Origin of the sequence: uncultured Vagococcus sp. (assembly GCF_963518325.1) — a bacterium.
Classification (GTDB): Bacteria; Bacillota; Bacilli; order Lactobacillales; family Vagococcaceae; genus Vagococcus_D.
The window spans coordinates 77,235-89,867 of sequence record NZ_CAUQJB010000014.1 but is presented as its reverse complement, the minus strand read 5'-3'; the positions used below and the strand labels follow the sequence as shown (position 1 = coordinate 89,867).

Here is a 12,633-nt window from a genome sequence, read left to right as displayed (position 1 = left end):
TTAAATGAAAACTAAATCCACTAAGGAAGTACTCTGGCTGTCAACTCTACTAATTCTCATAGCAATCATGTCCATCGTGCCTTTCGTCTTCAAAAACAGTATTCACAGTCAGGATGATCTTATTTTTCATAAGGAACGCTTGGAAAATTATTACTTAAGTATCAGACAGTTGGACTTTTTCCCAAAAGTCTTCCCGACTATGGCCGGTGGTTATGGATATGGTGCCGATCTTTTTTATCCGTCTTTTTTCCTACTACCTTTCGCTATATTCCGACTTATAGGTTCCCCCTTTGTACAGTCTTATTATTTGTTTCAATTTTTTCTGAGTTTAATGACAGCCATTTCTGCTTTTTATGCTTTCAAAAGACTGACAACTCCGCGAGCTGCTTATCTGGGCACCTTGCTATACACACTCTCAACCTATCGTTTAATCGATCAATCGGTTCGTGGGGCTCTAGGTGAGACACTTGCTTTTATATTTTTACCACTTGTTCTTTTAGGTCTTTATGAGATTTGCTTAGGCAATTATCAAAAGTGGTGGCTCTTAAGCTTTGGGATGGCTGGGGTTTTAAGCTGCCATCTAATTACTGCTTTTTACACTGCCATCATTGTTATCATGATTTTCTTTGGAGCTCTCTTAACCAATCAGACATATTTAACAGATAAGGTAAAGGCGATGCTCTTTGCAATTGTTCTTGGAGGCCTTTTAACAGCTTGGGTGACTTTGCCAATGTTTGAGCAACTCCTCTCTCTCAAATTTAACTTGGCAAATGCAAGCTTAGGGCAAAATGCCTTGAACTATCAGTTAGGCCAATTATTAACCAACAGCATCAGCACAGTGACTGAACCTTGGTCCAAGCTAAGCCCTAATATTGGAATAAGTTTAGTGATTGTTTTGGTTCTCTCAATGATGACCTGGAAAAAATCCAGAACTATTACAAAAGTAGTGGCTTTGACCACACTTACTCTTTTTGTTCTTTCAAGCAACCTTTTTCCTTGGTCACTTTTAAAAGATAGTATTTTTGCTACCATTCAGTTTCCTTGGCGTTTATTAATTTTTGTCTCACTTGCCGCTGGCCTTCTAGCGGCGCAATTAGCCATGGAACACCCTAACATACAAACTACCTTTTCTTTGGGGATAATCACGGCATTGATTTTTTTAATCACTCTTGGGTTTAATAGTCATGTCCTTAATCAAGTTTCTGTTATGGGCTTCACCCCGATGACCAATGATAATTATCTCAGTCAGCGCCACGCCGATATTGGTTACGGCCAAGAATATCTTCTTCAAGGGAGTAACTATACCGAACTCAAAGAGGCTCCGCATAAATACGTGACAATCGATGGACAGCCATGGTTTGATTTCAATCAACAGCTGATACACCAGCAGTACAAAACCGTGAGGATTGACTTACCAGATAAGGCTATCTCTACAAAGGACATGGTTCTATCTGTCCCACTTTTTTATTACATTGGGTACAAGGTCTCTACTGAACAAGGGATCTTTCTTGACCCTTACAATCAAAATGGCTTAGTTACATTTGTCGCACCAGGTAATACCAATGCCTTGTTCATTACATATGAGGGAACTTTTATACAACGTCTGTCTTTGATTATCTCTTGGATGACTTTGCTTTTCGCTCCCCTATTACTTAAACATAAACTAAATACCGCCAAAGCAAGGAGTTAGCCCCCTTTCTTTGGCGGTATTTCTTGAAAAATCCAGAGAGTTGCTACTCAACTCTCAGTCTCTTTTATAATTTTCCTCGAATTTGTTTTAACTCGATTTTCCGATCTTGAACAACACTGTTGATCTCGTCTGAAAAGTTTTCTAAAAGTAAGCGACCGCCCTTATACGTATAGGCACCTAGACGGCGGACTTGCTGAGGGTCTAAAATAATTTTACGGTGACCAATATTCTTGAAAAACTCTTCCACCATAAAAGTAGGCAAATAATAATGATTTTGGGCACAAAATGATTGCAAATAAATGTAATCATCAATGGTAATCATACAGTCGTCAAAACTGTCAAAGCTTTGAAACTCATCAATTTCAGCAGCACTTTCCAATTCTACATCGCGTTTCTGTAAAATTTCATTGATTTTTTGATTTAATAAAATTAAAACATCAATTTCTTTCATCTTTTCAATCAATTGTTCACGCCGATCCATTTGTTTCATGGTATGACGGTTGTTCATATTTGTTCCAATCAGTGCAATAACGGCACCGATTACGACCCCTACAAGAGCCCCAATGACTGAAATCACAGGCATCCCCCTCTGTTCTAAATTCTTATTAATTATAACATGTCTGGTAAAAAATATCTGCTTTAGTTTTTAAATCAAATTGATTGACCTTTTTTGACCAATTAGATATACTTTAACTAGTCACTACCTAACTTTTTGTGTTAGAATAGTATAGAAAATTCGTTTTGAACGTATAGGAGGAAAAAAAATATGAATTTAATTCCAACAGTCATTGAGCAATCATCCCGTGGTGAAAGAGCTTATGATATTTACTCAAGATTATTAAAAGATAGAATCATTATGTTAAGCGGTCCTATTGACGATAATGTCTCAAATGCGGTAATTGCACAGTTGTTATTTTTAGATGCTCAGGATTCTGAGAAGGACATTTTTATTTACATCAATTCACCTGGTGGCAGTGTCTCTGCAGGTTTAGCTATTTATGACACGATGAACTTTGTGAAAGCTGATGTTCAAACAATTGTTTTAGGAATGGCTGCTTCAATGGGGAGTTTCCTTTTAACAGCTGGTACTAAAGGCAAACGATTTGCCTTGCCAAATGCTGAAATCATGATCCACCAACCTTTAGGCGGAGCTCAAGGACAAGCGACTGAAATTGAAATTGCTGCTCGCCATATCTTAAACACCCGGGAACGTCTTAACACTATTTTAGCAGAACGGACGGGTCAACCGATTGAAGTCATTGAAAAAGACACTGATCGTGACAACTTTATGTCTGCTGAAGAAGCAAAAGAATACGGCTTAATCGATGAAGTAATGGTTAACAGTAAATCAATGAAATAAAGCAAATTAGACGGCTTCAACTTAATTGTTGAAGTTGTTTTTTATGGGATTTTCCCCTCCTAAAGCTAGTTGCGACTGTTATAAACAAAATACTGTCACATATGAACAAGTAACGGTATAATAGTATTTAGATAATAAAAAAGGACGTGACGTTTTGGATATTAGTAACATGGATATAACACAAACAAATACGACAACTGGAATTAAAATTGGGCATGATGATGCACCGGTTAAGGTCATTGAATTTATCAATCTGCGCTGCCCTTATTGCCGCCAATGGTTCAATGATTCAGAAGCAACCTTTGCTGAATACGTAGCCAATGGTAAAGTCCAACGGATCATTAAGTTATTCGATAAAACAAAACCTAGTCTAGCTAAAGGTAATATCATGCATAAATACGTGCCTAAAGACGGACAGGAAGATACCTTAGAGGTTATTGCTAAAATCTATGAGACTCAAGATAATTGGGGCGATTTAGAGGATCACGAAGACATCATTAAATACGCTGAAAACACTCTTGGTCTGCTAATTGCTGATGATGTTGCTAGCTCCAAAGCCATCATTGAAGAAGCGGATAATGCTCAAATCATCTTTGTCCCTACGATGGTTGTTGGTAACCATATCTTCGATCAAAAAATTAGCCAAGAGGAATTTAGATCGATACTTGATGAAGCTTAAAAAAAATCCCGTCTAGCCACTAGCTAGACGGGATTTTTACTTTCTCTTAATTTATCAGCATATTCATTAATTTTTCGAATTCGGTGGTTAATGCCCGATTTAGAGATAGCGCCTGATGGAACTAACTCCCCAAGTTCTTTCATACTAACCTCAGGATACTCTACCCGTAACTCGGCGATTTCTCGTAAGCGATCCGGCAAATGATTTAAGCCCACCGTAATTTCAATGTATTCAATATTTTCAATTTGTTTGGAGGCCGCATCGATGGTCTTGCTGAGATTGGCCGTTTCACAATTAACGATACGGTTCACTGAGTTACGCATGTCACGTACAATTCGCACATCTTCAAACTTTAACATATTATTAGTGGCACCAATTAGGGTCAGAAAATCTGAAATGTGCTCCGCCCCTTTTAGATAAGTAATAAAGCCATTACGTCTTTCTAACGTGCGCGCATTCAAATCATAGTAATTCATCATTTCGCAAACATCCTTACTATGTTGCTCGTACAGAGAATAAATCTCCAGATGATAACGGCTAGTTTCCGGATTATTGACTGAACCACCTGCTAAAAAAGCCCCTCTTAAATATGAGCGCATCTTTTGAGCATTTCCCATAATCGTATCAGAAACATGATCGGTGAACATGGAATTTTCCACAATATCCAAATCATTCAAAACTTTTTGGGTATCTTGCTTTAACCGAACGATGTACACGTTGTTCTTTTTTAATTTCATCTTACGTCGAACTAATAATTCACTTTGAACGTTGTAGTGATCCTTCAATAAGGTATAAATTCGTCTGGCAATGGCGGCATTTTCCGTTTGAACATTTAAGACAAACTGGCGATTAGCCAAGGTCAACGCGCCATTCATTCGAATTAACGCGGCAAGTTCTGCTTTTGCGTGCTCTCGGTGAACTTCTAAGGTAGTTAGTTCCTTTTTGACATCAGAGGCAAATGACATAGAACTTGTCACCTCTTTCCTTTAGTATTTTGCGCCGAAGACTAGACGAAACAGCTCTTCCACAACTTTATCTCCATCATGAAAGACCCCACCATCTCGTAATTCTAAGAAATCAGCTGAAATCACACGACACTCGGCATCTCGTAAAGCTTGGAAATCATGTTGAACTTGTACCAGATATTCATCGTAAATGTCAGGGTCCATATACCCCTCTGGTGCTTTTTCCGTATTGACTAAAACGGTATTAACAAAATTACTCTTAAGATGTTTATTTAGAACTTGAATATGATTGGCATCTGTAAAGTGTTCTGTCTCACCTTTTTGAGTCATGATATTGCAAATGTAGACAACTTCACCTTGACTGTTTGCGACAGCTTGACCAATTTCTTCAATCATCAGATTGGGCAGTATACTCGTGTATAAGCTACCTGGTCCTAAGACTATCATATCCGCTTCTTCGATGGCTGTAATGACTTTACGGGCTGCTCTAGGCTCCTCATCATTATCACTGTTCGTAACATAGACATAATCAATCGTCTTGCGATCAATGGCTATTTTCGACTCTCCTGAAGCTTTAGTGCCGTCTTCAAATACTGCGTGTAAAACCAAGGAATTCTCGGAAGCTGGGTAGACATGACCATCAACATGCATGATACGTGACAATAACTGGATTGCTTCATAGGTACTATCACGCATTTCAGCAAGTGCCGCGATAATTAAATTACCGACTGAATGGTTAGCTAAAAATTCATCTTCCTTGTTAAACCGATACTGAAATAAATCTTCATACAGCTTTGGCATATCAGACAAAGCTGCTAAGACATTGCGTAAATCGCCAGGTGGTGATACCTTAACACTTTCGCGCAAAGAACCACTGCTTCCGCCATCATCTGCGACGGTTACAATGGCAGTAATCTCTGCACTTTCATTTCGTAATCCTTTTAAAATAACTGGCAAGCCAGTGCCGCCACCAATGACGACAATTTTTGGCTTTCTAATACGGTAGGTTTTCATGATCGATTCACCGTCTCTTTCCGTTTACCACGGTCACGATGAGTAATATTTACATGATAATCTGCGTCTTTAATGGCTTTGCCTAAACGCTCGGTCAGTGCAACAGATCGATGTTGCCCTCCGGTACAACCAATAGCAATAGTTAAACTTGTTTTACCTTCTTTTTTATAGCCTGGTAAGACTGAAATTATCAAATCTTTGAATTTTTCATAAAAATCATTGGTTTCATCAAAGGACATCACATAATCATAAACCTCTTTATCCAAGCCTGTCAGCGGTCGTAATTCGTCAATGTAGTGAGGATTAGGCAAAAAACGTACGTCCATCACAATATCAGCATCAATCGGTAACCCGTATTTAAAACCGAAGGAAACCATCTCAATCCGGAACATCTTCGTGTCTTCCGTTTTAAATTCCTTGATAATCATCTCTCGTAATTGACGTGGACTCAAATCTGTCGTGTCAATCACTAGTTGAGCATCACCTTTGATTTCTTCCAATAATGCCCGCTCTTTGCGAATGCCCTCGGTTACAAGTCCGTCCATCGCCAAGGGATGAGTCCGTCGTGTTTCTTTATAGCGCGATACTAATTCTTCATCTGAAGAGTTCAAAAACAACACACTGGTTTCAATCATTTTTGTATTTTCAATTTCAACTAACATGTCTTGAATTTCCTCGAAAAATGTCCGTGATCGTAAATCAATCACTAAGGCAATTTTCGTTACTTTTCCAGACTCTTTTATTAATTCCCAAAATTTTGGAATTAGACGGGGCGGTAAGTTATCGATACAGAAAAACCCCATATCTTCAAAACTTTGCATTGCCACTGTTTTCCCTGCGCCACTCATTCCTGTAATGATTACTAATTGTAGACTATCTACCATATAATCATCCTCCTTAATCTGCTTTGGTCTGCTAAGTTGATGCCTAGTACTATTCACACCAACCTTTTGATTTATCTCTTCAGACCATTCAGCTGGTTATCTAAGTAATTATAACACACCGGGCGTATCGAAACAATTGGAAGATGATTGATGAAGGCTATTCCCTGACTATCCTTCAAGACAAAAAAGACTTAAGTCATTGTGACATAGGTCTTATTTTATAAACATTTATTACGCAAAGATATCAGCCCCCTGGAAACTAGCCACGCTATACTCCAAGGATCATTAGATTTAACCATCCCCACCACGGAAGCTGAGATAAATACGGTCCAGCATTTATAAAAAGTATGAGTGAATCTGACACGTCATTATGAGTGGTAGTTCCAATGTTAACCTCATCATTCCACCATATAACAAAGATAAACATGAAAATATAAGTATCAAATAACACATTGCATTTTAGATTGGTTTTTTATAGTTTGTCAACCATAAAAAACCACTTATTAATGCCCAAAAATCAGCATCAATAAGTGATTTCCCTAGGAACCCAAGCTTAACTTATCAGTCAATTTTAAGAAAGTTTGACCATTTTCATTTTTTACGTAATATTCACCGCTTAATACTCGGTTAATGGCTGTTTTGCGATTTCGATAGCCTTTAGCTAACTCTTGGCGGTGAGCCTGATAAAAATAACGTGTCATTTCTTGTTTGTTTTTATTGGTTCTATTATTGAAAGACTTGGCAAATACTTCTTCTAGGTACACTCTAAATAACTCTGGAGCTTCAAGAAAGGTATTTTGACCCACTTCGGCTAGATCACCAAAAAAAGAGGTCCCTACTAATTCCACACCCAATTGGCAACCACTAGGTATAAGAAGCACATACAGCAATATGACAAGTAAATCATTACGTGTAAAATGGTGCCTTAAAAATTCTATTTGGTGATGATACTCTTGCGGTCTTAGATTTCCCTCTTTTAATTGATGATTCAAATAGACCAAGAAGGTTGTAATTGAACCAAAGTAGGGACTTAGGCCTTGATATTCCTGTCCAAAATATGCACTCTTCTCATCTAACAAGAAACGTAATTCATCTCTTCCCTTTTGGTCTGTCCACTCAAGAGGTGAGCCCACAACTTTCATCTCAGCTAACTTTTTTAATGTTAGCTCCGTCAATTCCGCTTCAATTCGTAAAAAATTAGCCTGATCCTCTCTTTTATGTTTAGTTGACTGACGGTGCTTGACTTGATGTGGTATGTTTAACTCTTTAAACTCCTGACGTGCTTCCAACAGACCTCGTCTCGTTCGTTGGTACGTCCCTACGCTTATAAACTGATTTAATTCTTCGACAAACCCAAAGACGTCGTTGACTAATGCTTTCCGTTGTGCCAGACTGCCACGACGATTACGGTCAATCAAGCGCAATTGCCGATCTATTTCTCGCTGGACTTCTGTCAAAATTATTTCTAATTTCTGACGCCTTCCGTTTACTAATAGAACGATTATTAAAAAAACACCTAAAACACTTCCAAACATTCCCACTATCACTGGCACATTCTTCTGATTTAGTTGAGGGAACCATTTGCCAAAATAACCAAGGATAATTGCCAACAATGCCCCAGCCATCATCCCTACTATTACAAAAGGAACTACCTTTCCTTTACGCATCTCATCATCTCCTTGAAACTACTAAAACTACGTTCATTTTACCAATAAGTAATAAATAAAGCCATCCTATTATTAAGGGTCGATTGGTGAAACTCATCAAAGAGCCTCTTAGCCCCCAGCCTAATACACTCTTTTTTCAGGAATGACGCCACGGACCCCACCCCTGGGATCATCAATATCCCCAGTAAATCGTGGAATCAAGTGAATGTGGCAGTGAAAAATAGTTTGACCCGCAGCTGAGCCAGCATTAGTCCCAATATTAAAGCCATCAGGTTGATAGGTTTCCTCTAAATGAACTTTACCTCGTTGAATTAACTGATCTATGGCTATTTTTTCTTCGATTGTACACTCAAAATAAGTAACTGTATGCCGCTTAGGTACCACTAATAAATGTCCTTCATTCACCGGATGTTTATCAAAAAAAGCTTTTGCTAAATCATTCTCCATCACTAATTGGTCTGACTGACAAAAGGGACAATCCATTTTACGCTCTCCTCTACTTCTTTTTTCGTGTCCACCGTAATCCTTTAATCAATGCTTCATTAAAGTGATACCAGTCATGCCCGCCTGGAAATTCATGATAGGTCAGCTGCCAACCTAGTTCTTTGAGCATTTCGTTAAAACGACGATTATCTGCTAAAAGTACATCAGCTGTGCCACACGACAAATATAGTTTTGGGCGGGGTTTCTTGCCAAATTGTCGAATCAACGTCACTAAATCAGCTTCTTCAGAAGATGCATTGAGCTCTTGACCAAATACAGCCTCCAAATCTTTAGCCAAATAGTCACCGATTAGTTTTTGTCGTTCACTAAATTCAGGGAGTTTGGCTAAGGTTTTCAGCCCATCAGCCATAAACAGTGAAGCCGCCGAGAAACCGATGGCATTACCGAAAACATTGGGATATGTTAAGGCCAGTTTAAAAGCACCATAGCCACCCATTGAGGCACCGACGACGTAGGTCTCTTCCTTTTTAGCAGACACATTGAATGTCCTTTTTATTAAAGCTGGGAGTTCTTCTGCTACATATGAAAAGTAAGGAAGACCATAAGCCATATCACTGTAAAAGCTGCGATTAACTTCTGGCATCACAAAAATCATCTCATATTTTTCGGCATAAACTGGTAGCATTGTATTGGTCAGCCAACTTTCATGATTGCCAGCCAATCCGTGTAAAAGATAAACGACTTGATAGTTTTTCCCTCGAAATGATTTAGGCGTTAGGATAGTTATGCCTGTATCCATGCGTAATTTTTCAGAATATACGCTTCCTCTTAATATCATCTTCTACTCCTTTAAGCTTTTATCTCATCATAACATATTGGCAGTCGATAAAAAAAGAAAAATACGTTCCATCTTTGAAGACGGAAAGTACCTTTCTTTTGAACGGATTCTATTTATAGGGTAGAAAAGATAGACCCGTTTAACATGGGTTCTCTTATCTACCTCATATCTTATGCCTAACCCCTTAAGAAAGCAAGGTCCTCTTTGTTTTTTTCTAAATAACAAAAACAACTATTACAAAAGGACAGTCTTATTTTCTAGATTATTTAATCCAAGACGGCTTTCAAATATTGCCCTGTATAACTTTCAGGAACCGTCACAATTTTTTCTGGGGTTCCTGTGGCGATAATTGTTCCACCACCATCGCCGCCTTCTGGTCCCAAATCAATAATATGATCGGCTGTTTTTATAACATCCAAGTTATGTTCAATCACTAAAATGGTATTACCCGCATCCACTAAACGGTCTAAAACACCCAGTAACCGCCCTATGTCATCGGTATGCAATCCAGTCGTTGGTTCATCCAAAATATAAAAACTTTTACCTGTCGAGCGTTTGTGTAACTCACTGGCTAACTTCATCCGTTGAGCTTCCCCACCCGATAAAGTCGTCGCTGGTTGTCCTAGTGTGACATAGCCTAAACCGACATCGACAATAGTTTGAATTTTTCGGTTAATTTTAGGAATTGGTTTAAAGAACTCAACCGCTTCTTCACATGTCATATCCAAGATTTCTGAAATATTTTTTCCTTTATAATGAACTTCCAGTGTTTCCGAATTATATCGTTTGCCGTGACACACTTCACATGGGACATAGACATCTGGCAGGAAATGCATTTCAATTTTGATGATTCCGTCGCCACGACAGGCTTCACAACGGCCACCTTTGACGTTAAAACTAAAACGGCCTTTCTTATAGCCTCGAACTTTCGCTTCTGTGGTCTTGGCAAACAAGTCACGAATATCATCAAATACACTGGTATACGTCGCCGGATTACTTCGTGGTGTCCGTCCAATCGGACTTTGATCGATACTGATAATCTTGTCAACTTCTTCATGACCAGTCATCTTCTTAAATTTACCGGGTTTGTTGGGGTTACGATTAATTTTTTGTGCCAAAGCCTTTTTCAAAATTTGATTGATCAGCGTACTTTTTCCTGAGCCCGATACTCCAGTCACAGCAACAAACTTACCTAAAGGAAAATCAACATTGATATTTTTCAAATTGTTCTCAGATGCACCAGTAATCCGAATCTTTTTACCATTGCCTTTGCGGCGTGTTTTCGGTACAGGGATTTTTTTCTTACCAGACAAGTACTGACCTGTTAATGAGTCGGGATTGCTCTCAACTTCTGCTGGCGTACCTGCTGCTACAATCTCCCCACCTTGAGCGCCTGCTCCTGGCCCAATATCAATTAGGTAGTCCGCAGCTCGCATAGTGTCTTCATCGTGTTCGACCACGATTAAAGTATTTCCTAAGTCACGCATCTTTTTCAGTGATTCAATCAACCGGTCATTATCCCGCTGATGAAGACCAATAGATGGCTCATCTAAAATATAAAGAACACCTGATAAATTAGAACCAATTTGAGTGGCCAAACGAATTCGTTGAGCTTCACCACCAGATAGAGTGCCTGAGGCTCGACTGAGTGTCAGATAATCCAAACCGACGTTTTGCAGGAAGGTTAAGCGATCACGTACTTCCTTTAAAATAGGCCGAGCAATCATGGTCTCTTGTTCACTTAATTCCAAACTTTCAAAAAAGTTTAATGCATTGGTAATTGACAACATGGTCACCTGACCAATGTGAGTACCTGCAACTTTAACCGATAAAGCTTGTGGATTTAAGCGATACCCGTGACAGGTCTGACAAGGCAACTCTGTCATATAAAGACGCATTTGTTCGCGAGTATAGTCACTATTGGTTTCGTGATAACGACGTTGAATATTGTTTAGGACTCCCTCAAATGGCACATCTACATCACGAACGCCACCAAATTCATTTTCATAGTGAAAATGGAATAATTTCCCCTCAGAGCCCCGTAAGATAATCCTTCTTTGAGCTTCTGATAACTTATTAAAAGGTGTATCAAAGTTGATTTTAAAGGCCTCACAAGCTTGCTCCAACATTTGCGGGTAATAGTTTGAACTTATGGGATTCCAAGGCGCAATGGCACCTTCACGGAGACTTAAACTTCCATCAGGCACAACTAAGTCCTCATCCACTTCTAACTTCATGCTTAGACCATCACAGTCTGGGCAAGCACCAAATGGCGCATTAAAGGAGAATAAACGAGGTTCTAGTTCACCAACTGTAAAGCCACAATAAGGACAGGCGTAGTGTTCACTGAAGAGAATCTCTTCTTGTCCCATGATATCAACTAAGGCATAACCTTCCGCTAGGCGTAAAGCTGCCTCAAATGAATCAAACAAGCGGGAACGAATGCCCTCTTTGATGACTATCCGGTCGATCACGATTTCAATGTTGTGCTTTTTATTCTTATCTAGCTCAGGTGTTTCCGTAACATCATAAAGTTCTCCATTGACACGAACACGGACATAGCCTTCACGTTTAACCATTTCAAACACTTTTTTATGTTGGCCCTTTTTCCCGTTAACAATTGGCGCTAATATCTGAACTTTGGTTTTTTCCGGGTACTCTAAGACTCGGTCCACCATCTGCTCCACTGACTGACTGGAAATCTCCGTGCCATCATTGGGACAGATTGGGTGACCTATGCGAGCAAACAACAACCGCAAATAGTCATTGATTTCCGTCACAGTTCCTACCGTAGAACGAGGATTTTTACTAGTTGTTTTTTGATCGATTGAGATAGCCGGACTTAAACCGTCAATACTGTCCACATCGGGTTTGTCCATTTGGCCTAGAAACTGTCGAGCATAGGCAGACAAACTTTCAACATAACGACGCTGGCCTTCAGCATACAGGGTGTCAAAAGCTAAGGAGCTTTTCCCTGACCCAGATAGGCCTGTAATAACCACAAATTTCTCTCTCGGAATGGTGACATCTATATCTTTTAAATTATGGGCTCGCGCACCATGAATGACAATTTTATCGTTAGCCACGTTCTA

Annotated in this window: 11 protein-coding genes; 3 read left to right on the top strand and 8 right to left on the bottom strand. The window is 39.2% G+C overall.

All coding sequences use genetic code 11. The features are described 5' to 3' along the window. Positions 1 to 4 precede the first annotated feature (4 nt). Positions 5 to 1,690, top strand: coding sequence for a YfhO family protein (locus tag RWN13_RS12880; RefSeq protein ID WP_314064218.1), 1,686 nt, complete (start codon positions 5 to 7; stop codon positions 1,688 to 1,690). Between the two features lie 64 nt (positions 1,691 to 1,754). Here the strand turns inward: RWN13_RS12880 and RWN13_RS12875 are convergent, their stop codons facing one another. After that, on the bottom strand, positions 1,755 to 2,273 hold the full coding sequence (locus RWN13_RS12875) for a hypothetical protein (RefSeq protein WP_314064214.1): 519 nt from the start codon (positions 2,271 to 2,273) through the stop codon (positions 1,755 to 1,757). A gap of 183 nt (positions 2,274 to 2,456) precedes the next feature. Here RWN13_RS12875 and clpP point away from each other — a divergent pair, with 183 nt between their 5' ends. Together clpP and RWN13_RS12865 are read left to right on the top strand one after the other, a co-directional pair. Further along, a complete protein-coding gene (clpP, locus tag RWN13_RS12870) occupies positions 2,457 to 3,050 on the top strand; it encodes an ATP-dependent Clp endopeptidase proteolytic subunit ClpP (protein WP_314064211.1) in 594 nt (197 codons plus the stop codon). 154 nt (positions 3,051 to 3,204) lie between these two features. Then, complete coding sequence (locus tag RWN13_RS12865; protein ID WP_314064208.1) at positions 3,205 to 3,729, top strand: thioredoxin domain-containing protein; 525 nt, start codon at positions 3,205 to 3,207, stop codon at positions 3,727 to 3,729. Positions 3,730 to 3,752: 23 nt separating this feature from the next. Here the strand turns inward: RWN13_RS12865 and whiA are convergent, their stop codons facing one another. From whiA to uvrA, 7 genes are all read right to left on the bottom strand, one after another. Continuing rightward, complete coding sequence (whiA, locus tag RWN13_RS12860; protein WP_314064205.1) at positions 3,753 to 4,694, bottom strand: DNA-binding protein WhiA; 942 nt, start codon at positions 4,692 to 4,694, stop codon at positions 3,753 to 3,755. A gap of 21 nt (positions 4,695 to 4,715) precedes the next feature. After that, a complete protein-coding gene (locus RWN13_RS12855; protein WP_314064202.1) occupies positions 4,716 to 5,708 on the bottom strand; it encodes a YvcK family protein in 993 nt (330 codons plus the stop codon). Further along, a complete protein-coding gene (gene rapZ / locus RWN13_RS12850; RefSeq protein WP_314064199.1) occupies positions 5,705 to 6,592 on the bottom strand; it encodes an RNase adapter RapZ in 888 nt (295 codons plus the stop codon). The genes RWN13_RS12855 and rapZ overlap by 4 nt, the downstream gene beginning before the upstream one ends. Before the next feature lie 539 nt (positions 6,593 to 7,131). After that, complete coding sequence (locus RWN13_RS12845) at positions 7,132 to 8,259, bottom strand: hypothetical protein (protein ID WP_314064196.1); 1,128 nt, start codon at positions 8,257 to 8,259, stop codon at positions 7,132 to 7,134. A gap of 120 nt (positions 8,260 to 8,379) precedes the next feature. Continuing rightward, the gene (locus RWN13_RS12840) at positions 8,380 to 8,742 is read right to left on the bottom strand and encodes an HIT family protein (RefSeq protein ID WP_314064194.1); all 363 of its coding nucleotides are present in this window, start codon (positions 8,740 to 8,742) and stop codon (positions 8,380 to 8,382) included. A 13-nt stretch (positions 8,743 to 8,755) separates the two neighbouring features. Then, positions 8,756 to 9,541 (bottom strand): alpha/beta hydrolase family protein, encoded by a 786-nt coding sequence (locus tag RWN13_RS12835; protein WP_314064192.1) that lies wholly within the window; start codon positions 9,539 to 9,541, stop codon positions 8,756 to 8,758. Between the two features lie 266 nt (positions 9,542 to 9,807). Then, positions 9,808 to 12,627 carry an excinuclease ABC subunit UvrA gene (uvrA, locus tag RWN13_RS12830; RefSeq protein ID WP_314064190.1) on the bottom strand — a complete coding sequence of 940 codons (2,820 nt, stop codon included), beginning with the start codon at positions 12,625 to 12,627 and terminating at the stop codon, positions 9,808 to 9,810. Positions 12,628 to 12,633: the final 6 nt, after the last annotated feature.

Coding starts and splice junctions, on each gene's coding strand:
- RWN13_RS12855 (WP_314064202.1), bottom strand. CDS start 5,708: ATGAAAACCTACCGTATTAGAAAGCCAAAAATTGTCGTCATTGGTGGC.
- RWN13_RS12880 (WP_314064218.1), top strand. CDS start 5: ATGAAAACTAAATCCACTAAGGAAGTACTCTGGCTGTCAACTCTACTA.
- RWN13_RS12845 (WP_314064196.1), bottom strand. CDS start 8,259: ATGCGTAAAGGAAAGGTAGTTCCTTTTGTAATAGTAGGGATGATGGCT.
- whiA (WP_314064205.1), bottom strand. CDS start 4,694: ATGTCATTTGCCTCTGATGTCAAAAAGGAACTAACTACCTTAGAAGTT.
- clpP (WP_314064211.1), top strand. CDS start 2,457: ATGAATTTAATTCCAACAGTCATTGAGCAATCATCCCGTGGTGAAAGA.
- rapZ (WP_314064199.1), bottom strand. CDS start 6,592: ATGGTAGATAGTCTACAATTAGTAATCATTACAGGAATGAGTGGCGCA.
- RWN13_RS12835 (WP_314064192.1), bottom strand. CDS start 9,541: ATGATATTAAGAGGAAGCGTATATTCTGAAAAATTACGCATGGATACA.
- RWN13_RS12840 (WP_314064194.1), bottom strand. CDS start 8,742: ATGGATTGTCCCTTTTGTCAGTCAGACCAATTAGTGATGGAGAATGAT.
- RWN13_RS12875 (WP_314064214.1), bottom strand. CDS start 2,273: ATGCCTGTGATTTCAGTCATTGGGGCTCTTGTAGGGGTCGTAATCGGT.